Source organism: Paenibacillus endophyticus (genome assembly GCF_014192395.1).
Classification (GTDB): Bacteria; Bacillota; Bacilli; order Paenibacillales; family Paenibacillaceae; genus Pristimantibacillus; species Pristimantibacillus endophyticus.
Map to the genome: position 1 here is coordinate 137,224 of NZ_JACHXW010000012.1, position 22,989 is coordinate 160,212.

22 protein-coding genes are annotated in these 22,989 nt (G+C 46.4%); 3 read left to right on the forward strand and 19 right to left on the reverse strand.

The window, feature by feature from the left end:
- The 15 genes from FHS16_RS19260 to FHS16_RS19330 form a co-directional block, all read right to left on the reverse strand.
- Positions 1 to 897 (reverse strand): sugar phosphate isomerase/epimerase family protein, encoded by an 897-nt coding sequence (locus tag FHS16_RS19260; RefSeq protein ID WP_183566241.1) that lies wholly within the window; start codon positions 895 to 897, stop codon positions 1 to 3.
- Positions 887 to 1,723 carry an alpha/beta fold hydrolase gene (locus FHS16_RS19265; RefSeq protein ID WP_183566244.1) on the reverse strand — a complete coding sequence of 279 codons (837 nt, stop codon included), beginning with the start codon at positions 1,721 to 1,723 and terminating at the stop codon, positions 887 to 889. Before FHS16_RS19265 ends, FHS16_RS19260 begins: the two co-directional genes overlap by 11 nt.
- Positions 1,724 to 1,742: 19 nt before the next feature.
- Positions 1,743 to 2,588: a sugar phosphate isomerase/epimerase family protein gene (locus FHS16_RS19270; RefSeq protein WP_183566247.1), complete on the reverse strand. Its 846-nt coding sequence runs from the start codon at positions 2,586 to 2,588 to the stop codon at positions 1,743 to 1,745.
- Positions 2,589 to 2,595: 7 nt separating this feature from the next.
- Positions 2,596 to 3,591: a zinc-dependent alcohol dehydrogenase gene (locus tag FHS16_RS19275; RefSeq protein WP_183566248.1), complete on the reverse strand. Its 996-nt coding sequence runs from the start codon at positions 3,589 to 3,591 to the stop codon at positions 2,596 to 2,598.
- On the reverse strand, positions 3,588 to 4,364 hold the full coding sequence (locus tag FHS16_RS19280; RefSeq protein ID WP_183566251.1) for a ThuA domain-containing protein: 777 nt from the start codon (positions 4,362 to 4,364) through the stop codon (positions 3,588 to 3,590). Before FHS16_RS19280 ends, FHS16_RS19275 begins: the two co-directional genes overlap by 4 nt.
- Positions 4,365 to 4,370: 6 nt before the next feature.
- Positions 4,371 to 5,990, reverse strand: a complete 1,620-nt coding sequence (locus tag FHS16_RS19285) for a glycoside hydrolase family 43 protein (protein WP_183566252.1) — start codon at positions 5,988 to 5,990, stop codon at positions 4,371 to 4,373.
- A gap of 79 nt (positions 5,991 to 6,069) precedes the next feature.
- Positions 6,070 to 7,731 carry an ABC transporter substrate-binding protein gene (locus FHS16_RS19290; RefSeq protein WP_183566254.1) on the reverse strand — a complete coding sequence of 554 codons (1,662 nt, stop codon included), beginning with the start codon at positions 7,729 to 7,731 and terminating at the stop codon, positions 6,070 to 6,072.
- Positions 7,732 to 7,800: 69 nt separating this feature from the next.
- A complete protein-coding gene (locus FHS16_RS19295) occupies positions 7,801 to 8,700 on the reverse strand; it encodes a carbohydrate ABC transporter permease (protein ID WP_183566256.1) in 900 nt (299 codons plus the stop codon).
- A gap of 1 nt (position 8,701) precedes the next feature.
- Positions 8,702 to 9,664 (reverse strand): ABC transporter permease, encoded by a 963-nt coding sequence (locus FHS16_RS19300; RefSeq protein ID WP_183566401.1) that lies wholly within the window; start codon positions 9,662 to 9,664, stop codon positions 8,702 to 8,704.
- A gap of 164 nt (positions 9,665 to 9,828) precedes the next feature.
- The gene (locus tag FHS16_RS19305) at positions 9,829 to 12,063 is read right to left on the reverse strand and encodes a helix-turn-helix domain-containing protein (RefSeq protein ID WP_183566258.1); all 2,235 of its coding nucleotides are present in this window, start codon (positions 12,061 to 12,063) and stop codon (positions 9,829 to 9,831) included.
- A gap of 203 nt (positions 12,064 to 12,266) precedes the next feature.
- Positions 12,267 to 13,016, reverse strand: a complete 750-nt coding sequence (locus tag FHS16_RS19310; protein ID WP_183566260.1) for a phytanoyl-CoA dioxygenase family protein — start codon at positions 13,014 to 13,016, stop codon at positions 12,267 to 12,269.
- A gap of 910 nt (positions 13,017 to 13,926) precedes the next feature.
- Positions 13,927 to 14,106: a hypothetical protein gene (locus FHS16_RS19315; RefSeq protein ID WP_183566263.1), complete on the reverse strand. Its 180-nt coding sequence runs from the start codon at positions 14,104 to 14,106 to the stop codon at positions 13,927 to 13,929.
- Between the two features lie 23 nt (positions 14,107 to 14,129).
- Entirely contained in the window at positions 14,130 to 14,471 is a 342-nt protein-coding gene (locus FHS16_RS19320; RefSeq protein WP_183566266.1) for a nuclear transport factor 2 family protein, read from the reverse strand.
- 2 nt (positions 14,472 to 14,473) lie between these two features.
- Positions 14,474 to 15,427, reverse strand: a complete 954-nt coding sequence (locus FHS16_RS19325; RefSeq protein WP_183566269.1) for a helix-turn-helix transcriptional regulator — start codon at positions 15,425 to 15,427, stop codon at positions 14,474 to 14,476.
- 70 nt (positions 15,428 to 15,497) lie between these two features.
- Entirely contained in the window at positions 15,498 to 16,241 is a 744-nt protein-coding gene (locus FHS16_RS19330; protein ID WP_183566272.1) for an SDR family oxidoreductase, read from the reverse strand.
- 219 nt (positions 16,242 to 16,460) lie between these two features.
- Between FHS16_RS19330 and FHS16_RS19335 the strand changes: the two genes are divergently transcribed.
- Positions 16,461 to 17,279 carry an SDR family oxidoreductase gene (locus FHS16_RS19335; RefSeq protein ID WP_183566274.1) on the forward strand — a complete coding sequence of 273 codons (819 nt, stop codon included), beginning with the start codon at positions 16,461 to 16,463 and terminating at the stop codon, positions 17,277 to 17,279.
- Positions 17,280 to 17,378: 99 nt separating this feature from the next.
- Positions 17,379 to 17,867 carry a DinB family protein gene (locus tag FHS16_RS19340; protein WP_183566277.1) on the forward strand — a complete coding sequence of 163 codons (489 nt, stop codon included), beginning with the start codon at positions 17,379 to 17,381 and terminating at the stop codon, positions 17,865 to 17,867.
- A gap of 31 nt (positions 17,868 to 17,898) precedes the next feature.
- Here FHS16_RS19340 and FHS16_RS19345 read toward each other — a convergent pair whose 3' ends face one another.
- Both FHS16_RS19345 and FHS16_RS19350 read right to left on the reverse strand, forming a co-directional pair.
- Positions 17,899 to 18,282, reverse strand: a complete 384-nt coding sequence (locus FHS16_RS19345) for a MerR family transcriptional regulator (protein WP_183566280.1) — start codon at positions 18,280 to 18,282, stop codon at positions 17,899 to 17,901.
- A gap of 962 nt (positions 18,283 to 19,244) precedes the next feature.
- Complete coding sequence (locus FHS16_RS19350; protein WP_183566283.1) at positions 19,245 to 19,724, reverse strand: carboxymuconolactone decarboxylase family protein; 480 nt, start codon at positions 19,722 to 19,724, stop codon at positions 19,245 to 19,247.
- Positions 19,725 to 20,276: 552 nt separating this feature from the next.
- On the opposite strand from FHS16_RS19350, the gene FHS16_RS19355 reads away from it, so the two are divergent.
- The gene (locus FHS16_RS19355; RefSeq protein ID WP_183566286.1) at positions 20,277 to 21,197 is read left to right on the forward strand and encodes an oxidoreductase; all 921 of its coding nucleotides are present in this window, start codon (positions 20,277 to 20,279) and stop codon (positions 21,195 to 21,197) included.
- A 413-nt stretch (positions 21,198 to 21,610) separates the two neighbouring features.
- On the opposite strand, the gene FHS16_RS19360 is transcribed toward FHS16_RS19355, so the two are convergent.
- Positions 21,611 to 22,027: a GNAT family N-acetyltransferase gene (locus FHS16_RS19360; RefSeq protein WP_183566289.1), complete on the reverse strand. Its 417-nt coding sequence runs from the start codon at positions 22,025 to 22,027 to the stop codon at positions 21,611 to 21,613.
- Between the two features lie 480 nt (positions 22,028 to 22,507).
- Entirely contained in the window at positions 22,508 to 22,918 is a 411-nt protein-coding gene (locus FHS16_RS19365; protein ID WP_281379151.1) for a Ger(x)C family spore germination C-terminal domain-containing protein, read from the reverse strand.
- Between the last annotated feature and the right edge of the window lie 71 nt (positions 22,919 to 22,989).

Here is a 22,989-nt window from a genome sequence, read left to right on the forward strand (position 1 = left end):
TTATTCCGCCTCCTTCATGGCCTTGCGTATAAATGGAACCGCCTGGCGGCCCCACTCTTCCACCTCTGCGTTGAAGCAGAAATCGACGCACCACCATTCCATGCCTGACACCACCGGCTTTAGCTCCTTCAGTACGGCTTGGAAGTCAATATCTCCCGCTCCAAAAGCAGCATGCGTGCTGGTTTCTTCATCATGCAGCGTCCCATCCGAATCAATCAGATGGAAATGGCCGATATGGCCTTCCAACAGCCTCGCATATTCCACTACACCGCCGGATAACAGCTCCTTCTCGCCTGTGTGGCGTGCGCCGACAACTCCGCTCATATAGGCGTGGCTCGTATCGAACAGAACTAGGAAGGCAGGATGATTTACCGCTTCGACAAGCCGCTTCACTTCAGAAGGCTTATTCAGCCAGAAGCCCGGCTCAAACTCCCAAACGATGCGCATGTTCTTGGTCGCTGCCATTTCCGCGGAAGCGCGCCATGTCATAGCTAGCTTTGCAAAACGGTTCTCGTACGCAGCCTCCGACAATTGTTGCGGAGGGCTGACCGTATCCACGCGAATCGTATCAATGCCGAGGTCACTACAGAAATCGATATAGCCTTCCAACAGTTTCAAATAAGCCGCTGGCTCGCTGCGGTCCGGCGGCGCTGATGTAAAGTCCGGCGCGTAACCGGAGATGCCAAGCCCGTAAGAGCGGATTTCCTCCAGCAGCGCTTGACGGCTCGCGGCCGTTGGATAAAGCTCTGGTGTCGGATGAGGAGTGAAGCCGTTCATTTCTACCCCGTCATAACCGGCCTGCTTGGCATACTGCAAGATTCGCGTGAACGACCATGGGGCTTCTGCAAAAGGACCGAAAGCAAACGCCCAAGACCCGATTGAAATTTTAGGCTTCATCTTCATCTCTCCTCGCTTGGATGGCTTCCCTGTGGCGCAGCATAAAGTCCAGCGTAACTCGGTTGAACTCCTCAAGCCGATCCCAGTGATGCGTATGGCCGCTGCCTTCAAAGACCTGCTTCTCAGCGTGCGTAATTTCCTCCGCGATAGCTATCGACAAAGGCAGCGGCGTGAAGATATCCTTATCTCCCACCGTAATGAGCGTCGGCGCTGTAATCGCTCCGAGCCTTCCCGCCGTATGATGGGAAATGCAGGCCTCGCACTGTGACAGAAACGCATGAATCGTCATCGGCGAGGGATGTGCGAGCGCTGCCTGCTGCGCGGTTTCCAGCACCGACAAATGCTGCTCATGGTAGGCTGGCGTATAAATGATAAGCTGCAGCAGTTTCTGGAAATCGTCCGCCTCCATAAGCGAATAGGCATTGCCGAGCGTTTCGAAAACGCACTTCGTATACGCATCGCACATCGACCAGGAGCAATTCAGCGTTAGGCTGATCACTCGGTCAGGAGCCGATAATGCCGCTTCCTGGGCAATCGCGCTTCCCATAGAGATGCCGGAGAAATGGGCGCGCTCGATCCCGAGCGCATCAAGCAGGCCGAGCGTATCGGCTGCCATTATTTTTGTCGAATAGGGCCCAATGGGCTGGGAGGAGCCGCCCGCGCCGCGGTTATCGACTAGAATGCAGCGGAAATGCCGTTCATAGGCGCGCACATGTTCCTCCCATAGGCTGCCGTCGGCTCCTAGCCCCATCAGCAACACAAGCGGTTCTCCTTCCCCCCGCTCCGTATAAAATAGCTCAATTCCATTGGTCTGAATCAAAGGCATGGGTGAATTCCTCCTCTCGTTAAGCCAAATGACTTCTAATATATTGAACGCCCAGCCGTGCAGCATCGTCAGGATGCTCGGCGTAATCGCGCCACAGATGCAGCCGTGAGATAAGGCCTGGAACCAGTTGGCCGAAAGCTTCAATCGTTAGCCAGCCGTCATAGCCAATGTCATGCAGCACGTCAAATATTTCCTTAGGCACCGCATGGCCGCTGCCCGGAACCCCGCGGTTATTCTCCGAAATGTGAACATGAACAATATGCTTCGCCGCTCTCCGCCACGCCTTGGGGACGTTCAGCTCTTCGATATTGCCATGATGGGTATCGGCGAGCAGTCCCACGTTCGAGAGCCCAACCTCTTCCACGAACCGAGCGCCATCCTCCAGCGTATTGGCAAGGTACATTTCGAATCGGTTGATGGGCTCAAGCGCAAGCTTGATGCCGAGCTCCGCGGCATACTCGCCCGCGGCGCGCAGCGTCTCTACCGCATAGCCCCATTCCTCGGGCTGCGGGCCTTGCCCGCTGAAACGCCCAAGCCCTTGAAACAATGGACCGCACAACACTTCAGCCCCAATCCATTGCGTATTCCTTATCGCATGCCTCAGAATTTCAAGCGCCTGTCCTCTTAACGCCTCGTCGCTGCTTGAAGGATCTGCCACAGCTGCGTCGAGTGCTGCAATGCCCGTGCTTCCAAGCCCCAGCTCCTTCAAAATCAGGCCAAATGCCTTCGCATCCGCAGCGTCCATGTTATCGACGGCCAGCTCAACGCCGTCAAAGCCCCATTTCTTAATGTCCTGCAGCAAATGCAGATGCTTGGAGGGATCTGGCTTATCCGTCCACAACAGCAGATTCATGCCAACCTTCATGACCGGATCACTCCCATGGTTTCAATATGATTTTGCCGCTTTGCTGGGAAGCGGACACTTCGAACGCTTCCTGGATTCGGCTCATCGGAAAGGTATGCGTAATGAGCAGTTCGGCAAGCGGAGATTGCTCAATCACCTTCATCAAATGCGGAAATTCATTTAAGTTGTAATGCCAAGAGCCGATCAGGTGAATGCCTTTGCGCAGCAGATCGTCGCTCACCTTGATCGGTGTCTCCGAAAAGCATTCCCCAACGAAAGCGATTTTGCCTTTGCGCTTGACCGCGTCAATCTGAAGGCGGTGCGCAGCTACCACCCCTGAGCAATCAAGCCCAAAATCCGGCCCTCTTCCTCCGGTCAACGCTTTAATCCGGCTAACGGCTTCCGGGTCCCGCGGATCGATGATATGCTGGACGCCCATCCGCTTCGCCAGCTCCACGCGGTAAGGGTTCATTTCTACCGCTATGACAGTGGCGCCGCGAAACCTCGCATTGACGATCGAGCCAAGCCCGACTGGCCCAAGCCCTGTAATCAATACCGTTGAGAACGCATTAACTCCCATCGTAGAGAAGGCCCCGTGCGACGGCCCAAGGCCGCAGCAGGCTAACGAAGCTTTCTCATAGGAGACGCCATCCGGAATCGGAGCAAGCAGCCAAGAAGGCTTCGACAAATATTGCGTCATCGTAGGCTCGTAATGATTTTGGTTGTGCTCGCAATAGATGAAGTCGCCTGCGATACACAGATCGCACTCTCCGCATGGATACTGGGGCATGACCACTACCCGGTCGCCAACCTTCACCTTGCTGCCCGGCGCTACCTCAACGACTTCGCCTGCCGCCTCATGGCCCAAGCAATCCGAATGGTCGCCATGGACGAAGCTTTTATACTCCGCGCACATCGGCGCGGCATGGACCTTAACGAGCGCCCAGCCCTCCTGCAATGCGGGCCGATCCCGCTCGATCAGCTCTGCTTTCTTCTCGCCTGTAATCGCTGCTAGTTTCATCATTCCGATCCTCCTTCTATTAAATGCTCTGCTCCGACTGCCCAATGCATGCCATTAAGCAGCAATCGCCTGAACGCTTCCAGCTCAAAATCCTCAGGATGTCCCATCGTCGTCGTGAACACCCGTCCGCCGTCCCCATGTGTCCGGATCCAAGCTACCGGATGCACGCGAGGGGTGTCGCTCGTATAGGACCATCCATTATCCTCGGGATTAATCGTCGCCCCGTTCAGCAGCGGAATCGTCTCTTCCGGCGGATACGGTAGAACCTGATAGAGCCAGGATCGGCATTCGAAATGTGTAGGAACGCCTCTCAGAATTGGATGCTCTACCGCAGCCCAAGCCACGGAAACGCTAGTCGTTGAGGAATGGCCGAAATGGCGAATCCACGGGGCGCCCAGCACATCTATGCCAAAGCCGTCATTCCATTCTTGTAACGGATGTCCTTCCGGATACTGAAAGGCATGCGTACTCGTCCGCAAGCCAATCACCGGCTTGCCTGCATCCAGATACTCCCGAATATAACGGAACTGCTCCTCCGGCAGCTGGCGGAAGCGGATGTAAAACACGGCCAAATCCGCCGTTTCGAGCGCTTCAAGCCCTGCAATGCTTGTCGGATTCGCAGGATCTGGGCCAGCGGTAAGCACCGTTACTTTAGCGCCATGCTTCCTCGCTGCTTCCCTTGCTAGAATCGGCATCGTTTTCTCCGATTCATATTCATCCTCGCCGCAGACGAATACGAGATGCTTTCCTATTAATGAATCATTGGATAATGCCATCTTGCCTCACTCCTTCTCTTCATAGCGGAAATAATCAAAGTCGGCGGCCTTGCGCCCGCCCGATAAATCATGCGCGCATAACCCGATAAAGGCGCCTGTAAAGCCCCAATCCGTAAAATAGCCATCTACTAGATGAGTCGCATACTCATCCGATATTTTGCTAGCGTCAAGCTCGGGTCCTATCGCGAACCATTCGCTGCCGTTCAAGGAATAATAGAATTGCAGCCAACGATCCTGAATGACAAGCCGCAAATATACGCGTGCGCCCGAACGGACCGGGACTGGCTCCGCAGTATGCTCGTGATAAACGCCATGATCGTTGGCAAGAATCGCAAGGTTCGTGCCCGCCTTTTCGTCATAACCCAATCGAAGGTAATAATAGTTTTGAGAATTATAATAATAGGTTAAGCCTGCCAGCTGCTGATAGGTGCCTGGCTCGAATTCGAGAGAGGTCTCCGCCTCGCAGCGGAACGCTTGCTGGCGGCGGCCGATCAAGCTGTGCCTAAAGCGCGAATTAGGAGACTCCATGCCTCTCAAGCGCAAATATCCCGGCCGCTCCGTCAACGTCAGCCACTGCTCCGTCATCGGCTGGCGCAGCGACTGCCACTGATTGTCAAGCGCTCCCCCTTCGAAATGATCCGTATGAGATGGTGCAGGGAAGGGATGCCAAGGAAGCGCAGGTGGCTGGATCTCATTAAGCGGGGTATTTCCGCCTCCCGCGAGCCTGAGCCAGCCTCCCTCCGACCATTTGCAGCGCTGAATGGCCGTTTCCCTGCCTAGATTGCAGCGCCTGTCTTCTGTCTTCAGCGGACGTCCGCAAAGATGAACGATATACCACTCGTTGCTCTGCGTGTGCACCAAGCTGGCATGCCCGGCCTTCTGCAGCGTGGCTTCCGGATTATGGTATGCGGTGAGCATCGCTCCCGAAGGATCCGTTTCATAGGGTCCGGTAAGCGCCTTGGACCGAGCTAGCGTTACCGCATGCTCGTAGCTGGTACCGCCCTCGGCAACCATCAGATAGTAATAGCCATCCTTCTTATATAAATGAGGACCTTCCGTCAGCCCCAGCTCGGACCCTTGATAAATCAAATAGGATGGCCCGACCAGCCGCTGCTCCTCCTCGGAATATTCCTGCAGATAAATGCCATTAAACGGGTCACGGTCTTTCCGGTAATCCCATTGCATGTTCACGAGCCATTTCTTTCCGTCTTCGTCATGAAATAGCGACGGATCAAATCCACTGCTGTTCAGATAAACCGGATCCGACCATGGACCCTTAATGTCGTGAGCGGTAACGACATAGTTGTGCGTATCCTTGTAAGCGCCCGCATGGCTTTTTACATCGGTGTAGATCAGATAAAACAAATGATTGTCGTAAGTCAGGCAAGGCGCCCATACTCCCCCGGAATCTGGATTGCCCAGCATATTGAGCTGGCTTAATCGATCCAGCGGACGCGTGAGCAGCTGCCAATGAATCAAGTCGCGGGAATGATGAATTTGCACGCCTGGAAACCATTGAAAGGTAGAAGTCGCCACGTAGAAGTCGTCGCCGACCCTTACGATCGACGGATCCGGGTTAAAGCCGCGCAAAATAGGATTTTGAATGTACGGGAGCTGCTGCTTCATCGTCTCACTTCCTTCGTTCTAAGATGAGCAGCCTGCAGCGCTTGCGCCGCAGGCTGCCGTTTACGCTATGAATAGGACCTTATTTCATTTTGTTCAGGTTCGCATCATATGCGCTTTGCAAAATTTTCAAGTAATCGTTCAGCTTCAAGCCGCCGAAGCCTTGCACATAGCTGTCCCAATCCTTCTGGATATCCTTATGCCCCGTAATGAATTGCAGCATGTTCGAACGAACGTAATCCTCGACTGTCGCTTTGTATTGGGCGGCTTTCTCCCCATCCTCCGCGCTGATGAAAATATCCGTCGGGAACATTTCATCCTCTTTCGGCTCGAAACCTTCATACTTCTTCGTTTCCGTGACCAAACGCAGCTCATAGCCTTCCGGCGACAGCATGTCTTGTGATACGGCTTCCGACTCGAAGCGGTCCCGAGGGCGGAAGTCCGGACCCGCTTGGTCCCAGCCATCCGTATGGATGGTTTCGCTGCGGTAGGACGGGTCCACTTGATAGCTGGCAGGCTTGCCGTTCACGTTAAGCTGATCAGCGCTTGCCTGGCTCCAGGAATGCCCTTCCACCGAGAATACTTGTCCTCTTGTTCCTTCTTCTGTCCACAGATAGTCCAGCATCTTGATCGCTGCGATTTGCTGTTCTTCGCTCGCTTTGTCCGTGATGACAAAACGACCTTGGTTGCCGACCGATTTGTAATAGCCGGATAATTGAACGCCATTCGGGCCTTTAAGCGGCGGAACGGCTACATAATCCTGATTGCGCTCATCGGTTGCCGCTACCGCCATCTGCACATGGCCAATCGCAAAGGAGCCGAGTATCGTTTCTCCTACATTGTTGCCAAGCTGCTGCAAGCCCTCTTGATTTTGCGTAAATGCCTGCGGGTCTATCAAGCCCTCTTTGTAAAGCGAAGCCAGATAGGCTAGCCCATCCTTCCATTCCGGCTGATTAGCCGAAAGCTGCACTTGCCCGTCCTTCACTCGGATATAGGAGAAGGATTGACCATCCCCGTTGTTGTAAATGAACGGATTCATCAGGAATCCTGTAATGTCACCGTGCCAAGTGTACAATGCGCCGCTCAGCGGCACCTCATCCGCAATGCCATTACCATTCGGATCCTTCGTTTTGAATGCGCGCAGCACTTCGGCATATTCCTCCGTCGTTGTCGGCATATCCAAGCCTAGCTTGTCGAGCCACTTTTGGTTGATCCACAGCTTCTGCGCATACCAGCAGTGATAGCACTCATTTACCTGAGGCATGCCGTAAATATTGCCGTCAGAGGAAGTAATCGCGGTTTTCAAATCCGGACGCTCTTCGAAGATTTTTTTAATATTCGGCGCATATTGCTCAATAAGATCGTTGAGCGGCAGGAATACGCCCTGCTTGCCGAACTTCATTTGCTCCGCTGGCGTAAAGTTGCCGCTTAGAAAAATTTCCGGGTAATCGCCGCTCGCCATAAGCACGTTTCGCTTGTCGTTATTATCGTTCGGAGGGCCGACCGTGAACGACAATTTGACGTTCGTTTTCTCTTCAACCAGCTTTGTGAATGGATTGTCCAGGCTTGCAAGGTTAGGCGATTGATTAATGAATGCAGACAGCTTGACCGGCGTTTGCGATTCGCCGCCGTTAACGGCCCCGTTCGTACCTGAACCTGCAGAATTATTGTTATTCGAGCAAGCGCTCACAAGCAGCGTTGCGACAAGCACGACTCCAGCTACCATTTTCCAAGACTTTTTCATGTCAGACACCCCTTTAGATTCGTTATGGAATATGCCCTACTGCTACTCTCCACCAATGATCTGTTTAGATTAACCCTTCAGAGAACCGATCATGACCCCCTTTACAAAATGCTTCTGAACAAATGGATATATGATGAGGACAGGCAAACTCGAAACGACGATGAGCGAAAACTTCAGCAAATCCTTCATTCCTTGTCTGGCTTCCATTGTTCGTACGTCTACCATCATCGAGTTGTCGACGGAATTCTGAATCAAAATCTCTCGCAAAATGAGTTGAAGCGGATAGAGATTGACGTTTTTCAGAAAAATTAGCGCATCGAAGTACGCATTCCATGCGGTAACCGCATACATAAGCGCCAATACGGCTACGACCGGTTTGGAAAGCGGCAGGACAATCGACCAAAGGAAGCGAATATCGCTGCAGCCGTCCATTTCAGCCGCTTCGTTTAATTCATCCGGGATCGACTCTTGAAAAAAGGTTTTGGCAATGAAGACCTGCCAGACCGCTATGGCCTGAGGCAGCAGCAGCGCCCAGCGCGTGTCGATCATCCCAAGGCTCTTCACCGTCAAATAATAAGGAATCAAGCCGCCGCTAAAAATCATGGTTACGATAATCAGATACATAATCGATGAACGCCCATAGAAGGTTTTCTTCGATAGCGGATAAGCTAACGCAAAGGTAAGGAAGACACTTATCAACGTTCCGACGCACATATAGAAGATGGAGTTGGAATAGCCTGACCAAATCCGCGGATTGCTGAGAACGGCCGTATAGCCTTTCAATGAGAGCTCGACCGGGAACAGCCACACTCGTCCGGATACAACCGCCTGCGGCGAGCTGAAGGAAGAGCTCACGATATAGATTAGCGGATAAAGCACCGCCGCCAATATGATTATCAGCACGATGTAAATGAAGGTGAGCAATACCTTGTCCGACAACGGCTCCTTAATCGCATTTGATTTTGCCATGTTAGAACAACCCCGATCCAGTAGCGCGTCTTGCCCCGAAGTTGGCAAGCAGTATTAAAAGCAAGTTAATCAACGAATTAAACAAACCGACGGCAGCGGAGAAGCTGTAATTCGCCTGCACCAGACCAACCTTATAGACATAGGTAGAAATAATTTCCGAAGCGCTGGTGTTCAGCGGATTTTGCAGCAGATACACCTTCTCGAAGCCGATATTGAGCAGCTGCCCCATATTCAGCACCAGCAGCAGCACCATAATTGGCATAATGCTTGGCAGGTCGATATGGATGATCTTTTGCAACCGGCTTGCGCCGTCAAGCTTCGATGCCTCGTACAGCTGCGGATTGACGCCGGCCAGGGCGGCGATATAAATGATGGCGCTGTACCCCATGTATTGCCATACATCCGATAACACGAAGATCGTTTTGAACATGGAGGGCTCGCCGATAAAATTAACGGAATCAAACCCAAGCGCAGTCCGAATATGGTCGATTACGCCAATTCGTGGCGCCAGAAATAGCAGGATCATCGAAACCATGACGACGGTAGAAATGAAGTATGGCGCATAGGTAACCATTTGTACGGTTCGTTTGAACATGCCGTTCCTTAGCTCGTTAATCATGAGTGCGAGTATAATTGGAGCGGGAAACCCAACTGCAAGCGTATACAAGCTTAGAAACAAGGTGTTCTTAATGAGGAGCCAAAAATTTGGGTGGTTGAAAAAAGCTTCAAAATGCTTGAATCCCACCCAAGGGCTGCCCCAGATGCCCGCCTTCGCGCTCAAATCCTTAAATGCGATCTGCACGCCTAGGATTGGAACGTATTTAAATAAAATGAAATAGAGCAGCGGCAGCAGAATCAGCAGGTACAGCTGCCAATGACGGCGTATCTTTCTGGCTACCTCGCTTCGGACCGTTCGCCGAAGCGGCTCCGCCGGCATGCCGGCTGCGGCAGATATAGGGGTCATGTTGGACACCTTGCAACGCCTCCTTGTGACTATGGATTGTTTTGTTGGGGCAACTATACCCCACAACCAAATCACCCGGCAATTGACAAGAATCCGGCGGTATACAAAAATCGGACCGCGCCATCACGGCGCGATCCGACTGCTCGCTTAACCTTTTTCCTTGATTAACCGAGCTTTTCCTTGCGGTAATCGCCGGGAGGCATGCCTACGACGCGCTTAAAGACGCGGTTGAAGGATACCGGATTCAAATACCCGACCGCTCGCCCAATTTCCTGAACGCTCATATCCTTCTCTTGCAGCAGCTGCTTCGCGAGCTCTACTCTTCGGTGAATCAGAAAATCGATAAATTTGATATCGAATTGTTCTTTAAATAACGAGCTGACATTTTTCGAAGGAATATCAAATTGCTGGCTGAGATGGATAAGCGATAAATCCGGATTGGAAACATTCTCGTCGATATACTGCTTCATCTTAACGGCAATTTCTGCGACGCCGCCTTTGCCCGTTTTTTGCTCAAGGGCATATTCCAGCTTCTCCATCACGCCTAGAATTTCTTCCTGCACATCCTCCAGCGTCTCGAATTGATCGATTATGTCTTTCATGATCGCTTTGTTCGTTTCGATCATCTCATCGTTAAGAATGGTCCCCTGCACATGCTCAAATAAATAATAAACAAAATAATTGAGCAAATTAACCATATCCTCGCGTTTGAGCTTATTTTGCCTGAACTGCTCGAACAGCGAACCATATTTAAGGCGCCATTCCGGCTCCATTAGTCGGAATGCGTAAATTAGGCTGCGAATCTGCTCCAGCTGGTTGTACAGCTCGAAAGTTGCTCCCGTTTCGGTCTCCCAGTAGCCAATCGTCCGATTGTTGCCAAATACCAGCCTGAAATTGACGGCCTCCATCGCTTTTTTGTAAGAGGTCTTGAGCAGCGCCACGGAATCCGTCATCTGCCCGATGCCTATCGTAACCGTAAAGGGCAGATTGGATCTGATCCATTGATGCGCGCTCTCGGACAGCTTAAGGATGTTGTCCATTAACTGCTCCGCATGCTCCTCCTGCACATAGACGAAGCCGCACATTTCCTTGTCGTTCATCCATTCGCTCCAGCTCGACAAGCTGTATTTTTGAATCAGCTCCATGTACATATTTTGGATGATGAACCGAAACAAAATCATATCCTGCTCCCTGTAGCGTGATAGGACATCGGAATATTTATCGACAGAAATGACGATAACGACTGCCTTCCTGAAGCTGCCTGCAAAGCCGTGCTGCTCCATCTCCATATCCCATTCCGCAGCGGCAAGCGATCTTGAGCCGCTCATCACCTCGAGGAAAATTGATTTTTTGCGGTAGCCGCTATTCAGGTCGGATTGGGATTTGAACAAATTAAAGCGCTGGACAAGCGAGTCTACCGTCGATTCGATATAATGAAACTCATTTCGTTCTGCCTCGCTTTGCTCACCCGATGCTTGCGAGATTTTATCCAGCTTTGAAATCAGCGCGCGCAGCGGCCGATAATTTCTATGTGTCATATAAACAATCGAGAGCAGCCCCAATATCGCAACGATTACAGCCAGCATGATCCATACATTCGAGAAGGTTTGCAGGATCGTAAAGCCACTGCCTTTCTCCAGTCCGCTTTCGTAAGTCCAGCCCGTGTAGTCGGACACGACGGTAGAAATCGCCCTGCGGCTTGCTGCCTCTCCTTTTTCCATAGCGAAGATTGGCTCATGATCCTTGCCTGTTATCGTAACGTAGCTGGTTGTTTGATCCATTTTTTGCGAAACAAGCCCTTCAATCGAGCTTGTCCTGACATTGATGATTATCAAGCCGCTCTCGCCGCGGCTCGTCAAATATTTGCGCGCAAGCGATACGACTGGCTCCTCTCGCGAGGCTTGAAACTCCTTAAACCTTCGTTCATTCGTCCAGTGGTAAGAGTAGTTATCCCGCTGCAGTTCTTCGATGAACGCCCGATCTGAGAACTGCTCCATCGGAGAAACCGTGTTTGAGCTCAGGACATAGCCGTCCCTCTCCCGAACTAAATAAATCGAATGAATGCTTTGGTACAGCTGTCTCATATTGTTGAATTCCTTGGTCATCTGAAACGTAAAAAAAACGGACGGCGGCCCCTCCTGGTCAAAATAATCAAGCATATTGAATTCGGAGGAATTGCTGCTCCGCGTCTGAATGGTTACCATCATATGGTCAATCGACTGCAGCGGCTGTTCTACGCTCTGGACGATTTGATTGTTCACGCTGGCGTAAATATGGGCGGTATCCTGCTGGGCGCGCTCCGTCAGCATTTGAAAAAAGATAAAAAACAAAAAGGAAATCATTAGGAAAAATACTGGCATATAAGAGAAGAGCAGGCGGTAGTACCACGTTTTGCTCATTATTTTCATCCCCATTTCACAAGATGCTGCTCCATAATTCTGTAAGCGCTTACGAAAATCGACGAGTTTCGTGTTCCTATTCTAACAATTTAGAGCGGTGGATGACAATGGAAATTGCGACCTAGCTTGGGCATCTTGCAATAGCCTGAAGCTTGCCGCTTTTTCCTGCGTTCTAATTTGAGCTAACCGGGGCCTTGCGCTGTTTAAACCAACGAATATTTCTCGCGCAAATCTTCACGAAGCGTAACGGCCGAATCCTCACGGATATAATGGCATACGTAAGAGCGGCGCCAACGATCTGTGCTTCGGTTGCGGTTGGAGGAATGAATCAGCAGCTCATGAAAAAATAAAATATCGCCTTTCTCCATAATGACCGGAATTTGCTGAGACAAATCCACGCCCTCGGTCTCATCCGTCCACTCTTCATGCTCCTCGAGATTTTTAACCTTGCCATGCGGCAACAGCCCAAGCTTATGCGTGCCCGGAATGACCCATAAACAGCCATTTTGCTCATCCACCTTGTCCTCCGTGGCAATCCATGCCGCAACCATCGTCATCGGATCATTTTTAATATAATAATAATCCTGATGCGCAGCTTGGCCATGCGAGCCGGGCTCCTTATAGAAAAACATGCTTTGCACGCATACCGCTTCCCGCTCCATCAGCTGGGCCAATGTGCCTCGTACGATTGGAAGCTTCATCATTTGCCTCGAAAAGCTGTCATGCTGGTGCGGATTGAACAGTCTTGTCGAGAAACGTGCCTTCTCCGAGGTGCGTGCCCAATCGGGCATCTCGCTTAGCGGTGCTGAGCGAATCTCAAAGATATGTCTGTTAAAAGCATCAATCAAATCGGAGCTGCATCCTTGTTTTATAATAATAAATCCATCTCGCTTATACTGCTCGAGCTGAGCGTCCGTAAGCGGCTTTAATCGTTCGGATTCCTTTGCTAGCATCGTATAGATCCCCTCTCCATGATCAGTGATTGTTATCTGCGGCCCCCGTCAGCTATACTTGTATCTTACTATCGGGGGTGCCATCTAACAATGGACCTGATTATCAAGTTCGTATCTATTATTGATATTTAAACACATTAAATCAGTTGAGTCATCTGAACAAAAAAAAAGCATTCGTAATGGCAATCGTATATCCATTATCAATTCGTGAATCCCATGTAAAAAGGAAAGAAAGAAGGAATATAACAAAGTTGGCGATTTAGTGTCAATTTCCTATAAAGTAGGGAAAAACCCTATAAATATAAGGTTTCCGTAGTGGGGAGCTTTATGTAAATCTACATCTTTTTTGTATAACAACAGTTCATAATCATACACACCTTCCTGTGCTGTTAACTGATGTTTCCACCAGTTATTTTAATTTTTTTCGATGAAAAACCGAATAAACTCTTCTGCAAATTTTCTTACAAAGTCTCGATCAAGTGCAGTAGCTAAAGTCTCATCATTGTTTCTAGCGTTATCACTTTTTAAAACATGAACTCGTTCAATCCAGGAACTTTTAGCCGTATTCCAATTATATCATCTGTATTCTCACCGCTATAAAAATAAATGTGACTTGCAGAATCCTCAATTTTACCCATTGTAAGATTATTAAAAAAAGAAAATGCAACATATTTACCGTAAATTACATCCCAATAACTTAACCCCGCTGCAAGTAAAAAAATAAAACTATGCCTCCAATTAATGTTTTCTTTAATCCACCCATATAAGTACCTCGCTTAAATTAGGCAGACCTACTCAAAATAATGAATAAGTCTGCCACTCGTTGATTTTCACTTATTTATTGAAGTCCTCGAGTTTCCAATACATACTCATGGCTAAGGACTCTTTGGTAATTTCAACTCCATACACATCAGGATTCATCTGCAGCTCCTTGGTAACGTAGCCTTTTGGCAGAACCTGCAATCTGAATATAACCTTTAAAATCGTATGCCTTGCTACTCTGTGCATTTACAAAAGATTCTTCATCATCACCAGGTTGGCCAATTGTTACTCTTTCTCCCCTATCATTTATACCACGACCGTAGATCATTACATCTGAGAATCCGTAGCTATTTATTCCAAATCACACTTCAATTTTTCAATCCGTCCGTTATTCAGGAAGAATTTATAAAGCCCGATAATTTTTTTGCCAACAAAATCGCCTTTGAACCATACGCGCATATCGACGACTTCGTCGATGACGGTATATTCAATGATATCCGTATGAGTGTTCGTTCCAATGAAATAAGTCTTAAAGTAGTCTATAATCTCCTTCGTACCTACAAGTTCCCGCCCCAAAGAATCTTCCTCAATCCGTCCATCGTTGGAGAACGTCCGAGCATAACCTTCAACATCGTGCCGGTTCGAAGCTTCTAAGTAATCGATTACGACCGAAGGTAAACCCACCTGAGTCATCTTTATTCCTCCTTATTATTAGCACAGGTAAGATCTCTGCCCAGCGCGGCTGTATCTAACCTAATTGTCATCGTATCCAATTGGGTCATTATGCTGGTTCTTACACGCTCAGGTTCTACCGCTTCCAGCAGATCGCCGAAGGAGAGCAAGTAGCCGTAAAGCCAAGTCCCCTCCGGAAGAACGGCTGACACAGTGTATGACCCGTCATCATTCACCGTAATTGCGGCGTCGTCGAATTCGTCAAACACCCTATAAGCCCCTTTGGCCGATAACCGTATCGTTATTTTCACCGATTCGCGAACGGCATGTTCTTCAGCCAGATCGATTGCTGCTGCTACAAGTCTCGGTTCAAAGGAACTGTCCAAAACGACGACATCTTTCATCCGACTGATTTTAAAAACACGTTGGGCATTGCTGGCCAAACAAAATGCTGCCAAGTACCATGATTTGCTCTTGAACAAAAGTTGAGTCGGCTCTGCTTGTCGTGAGCTCTCATGGCCCGCACCATTATAGTACCGGAATTGAATTAATCGGCTATCGGCAATCGCTTGGCGAAGCTGCGGAAAAAGTTGACGCCGTTGATCTTCGCTTCCCCATGGCGAAAAATCGACTTCAAGCCACTGTCTTCCCTCTTTTTTAAACAACATCCCCATTTTATGCAGCACCGCATGAATATCCGGATAGTCCGCAGCAGCCAGACTATGCAGCGCAGCCAGCACATCTTCTTGCTCCCTTTCGGTTAACATAGAAGCATTAAAGGAATAACCTTCTAGCAGTGAAATGCCTCCACCTTTACCCTTACTTGCGTAAACGGGAATGCCTGTGGCACTCAGCGTATCGATATCCCGGTAGATTGTTCGAGTGGATACCTCGAAATGCTCGGCCAATTCGCCAGCTGTTATCGTTCTTTTATTCAAGAGCTTATACAGGATTTCAAAAAGCCTGCCAACCGCCACTGCATTTCACCTCCCAATTGTGTAGGCAAATATTCAACTAAACGGTCACTGCGTCTCAGAATGCTTTTCATTAGGAAGGCTGAAGAGTTGGTCGAACGATCATTTCATTGACGCTTGTATTTGCAGGCTCGTTAATCGCAAAAGCGATCGCTCTTGCGATGCTGTCCGGAGAAATGGCGAAATGGCTCATTTGATCCACCCAACCCTTAATTTCATCATTGGTTATGGATTCGGTCAATTCCGTAGACGTAACTCCCGGAGAAACGATGGTCGTACGAATGTTGGAGGTTGGTCCTTCTTCCTGACGAACGCCTTCGGAGATAGCTCTTACGGCAAATTTAGTTCCACTGTATACTGCAGCCGTAGGATCTACCCTGTAACCGGACACTGATGACACCGTAATGATATGTCCTGACTTTTGCTCTCTCATCTTAGGTAGAACTGCTGCAATACCGTACAGAACGCCTTTAATATTGACGTCCACCATATTGTCCCATTCGTGAATTTTCAGTTCGTGAATATACGAAAGCGGCATGATTCCCGCATTATTAATTAGAACATCAATTTGTCCAAATTGCTGTATTGCATAATCAGCAAGCTTTCTCATTTCCGTTACCGACACTACATCCGTTTTAACATAAACCGCACTACCGCCAATTTGTTGTATTTGCTCTGCAATGGCTTTTAGACGCTCTTCTCTTCGAGCAGCCAGTACTACCTTTGCTCCGTATTTACCCAGCAAAAGCGCCGTCGCTTGACCGATACCGCTTGATGCTCCAGTGATGATAATGACCTTATCTTGAATGTTTTCCACGATGCCATCTCCTCCTTGCACTGCGGTTCTCCGCAATCACACAGTTAATATACCCCGTATAATTGGACAACTGTGTGTCTTATTATAAAAGCATGTACATTTTTCAGGAGCGGACTCATCAGGTCAAAACACAACATTGACTTGAAGTGAACTTTAAGATTTATAATACAATCATCCCACGTCAGCTTGGGAAACACTTACCTAAAGGGAGCGAATCGAATGAAAACAATACTTATTACGGGTACGTCGTCCGGCCTGGGACGAGCGGCTGTTGAACTTTTTGCTGCAAGCGGTTGGAATGTTATTGCAACGATGCGGTCACCTGAAAAAGAAACTGAATTGAACATACTGGAAGGTGTATTCGTCACACGTTTAGATGTACTTGACCAAGACAGTATCGCCGAGGCTATTCAAGCGGGTATAGAACGTTTTGGGAAAATCGATGCTCTTGTTAATAATGCAGGATACGGCCAAAATGGCGTGTTTGAATCCATTTCTCGCGAACAAATCATCAAGCAGTTCGAAACAAACGTTATCGGAGTCATGGATGTCACCCGCGGGATTATTCCTCACTTTAGAGCAAATGGTGGAGGAACATTAATCAATATTAGTTCCTGTGGCGGTTTAATCGGTATCCCAAACATTTCAATTTATAGTAGCAGTAAATTTGCGATTGAGGGTTTTAGTGAATCCATTTCCTATGAGCTCGCTTCCCAGAACATTACAGTGAAACTAGTTGAACCGGGCGGGTTCGACAGTAATTATGCCGCCACGACAGAACATAACAAGCCCGCATTGCCCCTGCCACACGCCTACGATGATTTTTTGGAAGACGTAAACCGATTCTTTTTATGGCTCTCAACAGATAAAGGTATAAGCATGGAAGATGTGGCAAAAAAGATTTATGAAGCCGCAACAGATGGTAAAACCCAACTGCGCTATGTTATACCGGGTGTTGTAGAACCACTGGTTGAAGCTCGACAAACCATGGGCAATCAAGAATTTGTGGATATGATGCGAGTAAGGCTAAATCAATAAAGAATTGGCATAACGGTTTTATGGTTAATTCATTGTCACTTTATGTACGAGTAAAGTCTATTGTTAAGAGGTGAATTCCTTCAAAAGATGGAGAAAATAATGACTAATTTAACAAAAACAACACTGATTGAAGGATACGAAAAATTGATCCCGTTTGTTGAATCTTTACAACAGTTTCAGTGTTATCTTTTGACAAGACCCATTTCCGCAGAGAAATGGTCAGTTATGGGTATCACAAGTCATCTGATGCTATGGGATAAGTATTATATTGAACATGCTTTTCACTCGATTGATGCGAACGCCGAAATTACTGAGTTATCTGCGAGTTATGAAATTGATGTCGAAGCGTTTAATCAAAGTGCAATTACATTTGCTGAACAAACCTCAAGGGATAACATAATTAAGCTAACCATTGAGACACGAAAACAACTTTTGCAAAAATTAAAACACATCCCAGCAGCCTATTTCACAAAAGAATATCATTATCTTGAAGGAACTTCCTTTGTCATTCACGATTTTATTAACGATATGATTGGACACGATCACCACCACATGGCTCAAACTGAAAAGTACTTAGCGACACTGTAGCCGCGAATTAGATTTCATGTGGATGAATAACTTATGGCCGCCCCTTCTCTCTTATTTGAGCATCTAACGAATCATAATAATGCAATTTTTGTGTCAGTAATTCAAAGTACTTTTGGTACTCATTGATATGCTTCTCAACAATCTCCTTTTGGTGAAATATAATTTGACGTCTTTCCGGAAGTGTATCTTCACCCAGAAGATTTAACATATTGTAATGTTTAATCGCATCGATAGACATACCGGTTTCCCTCATGCAACAGATCATTTGAATTCTCATCAAATCTGTCTCGCTGTAAATTCTTCTACCGTTTTCTAGCCGGTGAACTGGGGGAAGCAAACCTTCTCTTTCATAGTAACGTAAAGTATGAGCCGCTATATTAAATTTTTCTGCTACATTCTTAATCGTGTATTCCAATGTTTTTCCCTCCATGATTCAGCTATTCTGTGTATCCAAAAGTAAGCTTTATCAAGTTAATAAATGATGACTAAACAACCAGTTCCTCATTCGAGCTGGTTGTTTTATAATTCCATGCTAGCAAACATGTCACAAGTTCTTATTATCGATTCCGCTGAGCGCTTCACTTTGAATTTTGCTCATGCAGCATCACTCTTCGATGAAGCCGAGCATAGCCATTGGTTCGACATGATCCTCCAGACCATAACGACCGGAGTCACGTCCTATTCCTGACTGTTTGAATCAATCAAACGGAGCATGTGGAACTTCTTGTACAACTTTGTTACTAAGCACTCGTCCGGCTATAATTTGAGATGCAACACTGCGTGCTCGTACGGCATGCTACGCTATTTTACGTCTTAAACCTTACTTCAAGTCAAGTGGGCGTAATTCACCATGTTTTCAGCAGTAATTTTGTGTAAATACTAATCAGAATATACTTTATTGAATCCCCCATTCCTGTCAGGAATGGGACAATGTTCTTGTCTCAAAATGGAAATGGGATCAAGTTCTTAACTTTGGGCAATGACAAGAACTTGATGGAGTATGATTGAGCTTGGATACTCATTGTATTTAATGGTGTAAACATAGGACTATTTGATATTATGCTGATTCTTGGGAAATCCTCTGGGATAGTGCTGCCTCGATACTGACTTAAAAAGTCACTACATTTTTCGATTATTCCCTATAATAAGGGTCAATTTGAAATCTATACTCACCTCCAAGCGACTCCTGAATACTCCTTATATTATCAATCGAATCTCTTCTATGAAATAAAAAAAAACCTTAAATATTCATCAAATCCCTTTCGGGATTCCGATGTATGCTTTAGGGGCAATTCCAGACACACTAAGACCTTTTCTTATGGTTAAATCTTTATTGAGTTGTTAATTCTTTGTAGCTAGATGGACCAAACCAGGCGATTAGCTCAAACCGGCTTTCGTTAATCCGTACTCTACATCAGCAGAACCAGGTACATATTTGAAGGCTATGTTTACACGATTCCAAGCATTTATTGCCATGACTGAGAATGTCAAATCGGATATTTCTTTTTCAGAGAATTGCCCACGTACTCGATCATAAATTTCATCTGATACACCGTGTTCTGGGAGGCTAGTCAAGATTTCCGTCCATGCAAGAGCAGCTCGTTCACGAGGTGAGAACAGTGTTGATTCACGCCATATCGAGATGTGGTATAGGCGTAATTCACTCTCTTCATGAATTTTAGCCTGCTTAATGTGCATATCCAGACAGAATCCACAACCATTCATTTGCGATGCCCTGATATGAACGAGATGAAGGATTCCTTCTTCAATAGAGCTCTTCTTCTCAGACATGCTGAAACCCATCATTCCTTTGAAAAGCTCGGGAGATTGCTGCATATAATTTAAGCGTTGTGTCATAATTAATTCCTCCTCAATTTTGTTTACTCTAATGAAACGATATCCGAGTCTATTTTGTGACAATTACCTCTTTATTAAACACTTTATATTTATTAGTCATAAACTAATTTTCATTTGTATGTTGCCCGACCCCATTAGGATCATGGTTGCCCCGTCCTCTGAAAATAAAAATAAACCGTAAGAGATTACCAAAAGTGTACTTCCTTAATATTTGAGGAATTCTTCTCGCGTATATTTCGAGTGGATGATCTTCGATTCACTTATCGTGCATTTTAGGTTTGCTTTGTGCGCCGTATCAACAAGGTATAGCCTTATAGTTTGACAACATTTGAACCAACTATGTTGTTTATTTAACAAAAGTGCGTTTTTTAACGATTGTAATAACGAATCTTGCCTATATAATAATGAACAAGTATCGGATAAAAGCTTTTCATATAGCCGAGCATTGTCTAGGCAATCAACAAAACAAACTCTTACCGTTTAAGAGAGATTATTGGTAGAGCGATAGTTTTTTATTCATTACTAAAGAAATACCAAATTAGGAGGATTACAATGAGGACAAATTGGACAGTCAATCAAATGCCGACCCAGCAAGGAAATCGGGTTGTTATTACAGGTGCGAGCAGTGGTATAGGATATCAAACCGCCCGAGCTTTTGCTTCTAAAGGAGCTGAAGTAATCATGGCCATACGAAACGTGGAAAAAGGCGAAGAGGCCGTCAGACAAATCAAGTTGGAGAATCCAGGAGCGAATCTGAAATTGATGATGCTGGACCTTAGCGACCTTACCAGCGTCCGCAAATTCGCTCATGAGTTTGAGCAATCGTACGACTCACTACATTTGCTGATTAATAATGCTGGTGTCATGACCCCGCCATATTTGAAAACTAAGGACGGGTTCGAACTCCAATTCGGAAGTAATCACCTTGGTCATTTCGCTCTCACAGGACTTTTATTACCAGCGCTGAATAATGAGACAACATCGCGTGTCGTTACGTTAAGCAGTACCGCCATCAAAGGAGCGAAAATTGATTTCAATAATTTGGACGGCAGCAAGGGTTATAAAAAGGTTGAATTTTATCGTCAAAGCAAGCTGGCTAATCTCCTATTCGCTCAAGAATTGAATCAACGACTGCGGGAAAATGGTTCCAACACCATCAGTCTTGGGAGTCACCCTGGCAGAGCAAATACGAATCTGTACTCACTTGGATCTGGTAAGCCAACAAGCCTATTCATGAAAATAGTGGTCAAACTTATTGGAACCCAATCCGCGGAGATGGGAGCATTGCCAACGTTATTCGCTGCGACAGAACCATCGCTAAATGGCGGTGAATACATCGGACCAGATGGTAAAGGTGGTAATATGGGCTTTCCTGAAATAGATTCGTCCGTTCTAAAGCTGTATGAGTCGGAGACGATGGGACGACTATGGAAAGTATCGGAGTCTCTGACTGGTGTTTCCTATTTGTCTTAATGAGGAAAGCGGTGATCATAATAATTGAATGGAGAAAACCCCATCTACTGCCGATCCACAAAATTCAATCGATGCTCGCATACAATGCTTACAGATCGGATGATGCAGACACATAAACCTGCGTTTTTTATTTTCGCTTCAGATGGTTGACGCTCAACTGTCCGTAGTGAATCTTTACTTTGCATTTTGAAAAGCAAAATCAATATTTCATGGAAGCAATATTCCGATTTTTATTGGCTGAATCAGCACCAACATCTAATAGATATACAAAAAACCCGTTCCTAAAGAAGGAACGAGGTTTTAATGTTTATATATCAATCCAGAACATACAATCTAAATTATCATTATAAATATGAATGATTCCAAAATAGACCATCAATGAAACTTTTTTTTCGCTTGACATCTCGTATTCGTTATAACAGTTTTCTAAATGAGTAACAAAATTGTTCAAAACCCATCTGGTGATAAAACTTATGCGCCTTGCTATTATTGAATGCAGAGTCTAAGGCCACGACCTTGCATTCCTGTTCTTTTCCTATTTGATAAACGTAGTCAAGCAACCTTGCTCCGTATCCTTTTGAACGTACTGATGATTTGGTTACCAAATCATAAACAAAAACGTGTTTCCCATAATAAAAATTGGTTCTGCAAATAATTCCCGTTACACCTGCAATTTCGTTATTATCATAAATCGCTATCAGTTGATAGCCTTCATTTGTCATTGTTTTTACCGTTTCAATGAAAAGTTCCAAAGTCATATTCGTACGGAGCTCATTCATTACGGGAAATGCTTCCCTCCATTGTTCTTCTGTGACTAAATGTTTGATCATTATAGCTACCTCCTTTAGCCTCGTGGGCTATCGCAACTCGCATGATAAGTGTTATATTATTTCTCCACGCAAAGAGGCAGCTTGACATGGCATGACCGTCAGACCTAGCTTACTAAGCATGGTATAGAAAATGAAATGAGGTACCATTCGATACTGTTAAAGTAAAGCAATCCTCGAACTAATTGAAGCAGTGACTCAAATTTGCGGAACGGACGTTTTAAAAAAAGTGTGCGATTTCGTTTGATTTTTGATTGATTTAATTTTATTTTATACCTCCCCGTTCTTTATCTGAATGCGCTTATAAGACAATTAGCGAATTCAATTTGTGACATCATTTCTTTCTTCCTTTTATATTTATACCTCAATCAAATATAATCACATATTCATTTGATAAGGTTCTGGAGTGAGAAAGATGGATTTTCATTAGTAAACGACAAGTATTTTCTCTTAAAGAATTTACAGTTTATCAGGACATTTCCTTCATTTCCTGATTCCCGTTTCGGTAAGGTTCACCTTAACAATCAAACGTACGTTCAGCGTTTGATATTCAAGTTTCCATACCTTCCCTTCCCATTTTCGCGTTTTACTCCTTACGAAATCTCCTATTCCGAGCGGGTCGATTCCTTCTTTTATAAATATTTGAAAAAGATCCATTCCCTCTTTTTCAAGATCCTTTTCGAAACGATCCTTTATCATCCGCTGTTCTTGTGTTGGAAAGTGGATGCCCATCGAATCAAGAATTTCACCTTTTATGGTAAGATGAATCGTCACTTTTGGACTTTTATTATCTTTACTGAATCGATAATTCAATTTAGAACCTACAATTACCATTGCAATGTAAGATCCATTTTCCAGTCTTGCTTCAAGAGTACCGTGGTTCACATTCTTCAGTAGTAATTGTTACCTATTCCCCCCTGTATAGTAAGCCCATCCATCTGAAGTAGAAGTAGCAATACTAACTA

What these genes read in the sequence shown, in the direction of transcription:
- FHS16_RS19320 (WP_183566266.1), bottom strand. Translation starts at nt 14,471, where the DNA reads ATGACTCAGGTGGGTTTACCTTCGGTCGTAATCGATTACTTAGAAGCT.
- FHS16_RS19300 (WP_183566401.1), bottom strand. Translation starts at nt 9,664, where the DNA reads ATGACCCCTATATCTGCCGCAGCCGGCATGCCGGCGGAGCCGCTTCGG.
- FHS16_RS19315 (WP_183566263.1), bottom strand. Translation starts at nt 14,106, where the DNA reads ATGATCTACGGTCGTGGTATAAATGATAGGGGAGAAAGAGTAACAATT.
- FHS16_RS19305 (WP_183566258.1), bottom strand. Translation starts at nt 12,063, where the DNA reads ATGAGCAAAACGTGGTACTACCGCCTGCTCTTCTCTTATATGCCAGTA.
- FHS16_RS19290 (WP_183566254.1), bottom strand. Translation starts at nt 7,731, where the DNA reads ATGAAAAAGTCTTGGAAAATGGTAGCTGGAGTCGTGCTTGTCGCAACG.
- FHS16_RS19285 (WP_183566252.1), bottom strand. Translation starts at nt 5,990, where the DNA reads ATGAAGCAGCAGCTCCCGTACATTCAAAATCCTATTTTGCGCGGCTTT.
- FHS16_RS19355 (WP_183566286.1), top strand. Translation starts at nt 20,277, where the DNA reads ATGAGGACAAATTGGACAGTCAATCAAATGCCGACCCAGCAAGGAAAT.
- FHS16_RS19340 (WP_183566277.1), top strand. Translation starts at nt 17,379, where the DNA reads ATGACTAATTTAACAAAAACAACACTGATTGAAGGATACGAAAAATTG.
- FHS16_RS19275 (WP_183566248.1), bottom strand. Translation starts at nt 3,591, where the DNA reads ATGATGAAACTAGCAGCGATTACAGGCGAGAAGAAAGCAGAGCTGATC.
- FHS16_RS19260 (WP_183566241.1), bottom strand. Translation starts at nt 897, where the DNA reads ATGAAGCCTAAAATTTCAATCGGGTCTTGGGCGTTTGCTTTCGGTCCT.
- FHS16_RS19280 (WP_183566251.1), bottom strand. Translation starts at nt 4,364, where the DNA reads ATGGCATTATCCAATGATTCATTAATAGGAAAGCATCTCGTATTCGTC.
- FHS16_RS19310 (WP_183566260.1), bottom strand. Translation starts at nt 13,016, where the DNA reads ATGCTAGCAAAGGAATCCGAACGATTAAAGCCGCTTACGGACGCTCAG.
- FHS16_RS19360 (WP_183566289.1), bottom strand. Translation starts at nt 22,027, where the DNA reads ATGATCAAACATTTAGTCACAGAAGAACAATGGAGGGAAGCATTTCCC.
- FHS16_RS19295 (WP_183566256.1), bottom strand. Translation starts at nt 8,700, where the DNA reads ATGGCAAAATCAAATGCGATTAAGGAGCCGTTGTCGGACAAGGTATTG.
- FHS16_RS19265 (WP_183566244.1), bottom strand. Translation starts at nt 1,723, where the DNA reads ATGCCTTTGATTCAGACCAATGGAATTGAGCTATTTTATACGGAGCGG.
- FHS16_RS19270 (WP_183566247.1), bottom strand. Translation starts at nt 2,588, where the DNA reads ATGAAGGTTGGCATGAATCTGCTGTTGTGGACGGATAAGCCAGATCCC.
- FHS16_RS19335 (WP_183566274.1), top strand. Translation starts at nt 16,461, where the DNA reads ATGAAAACAATACTTATTACGGGTACGTCGTCCGGCCTGGGACGAGCG.
- FHS16_RS19350 (WP_183566283.1), bottom strand. Translation starts at nt 19,724, where the DNA reads ATGACACAACGCTTAAATTATATGCAGCAATCTCCCGAGCTTTTCAAA.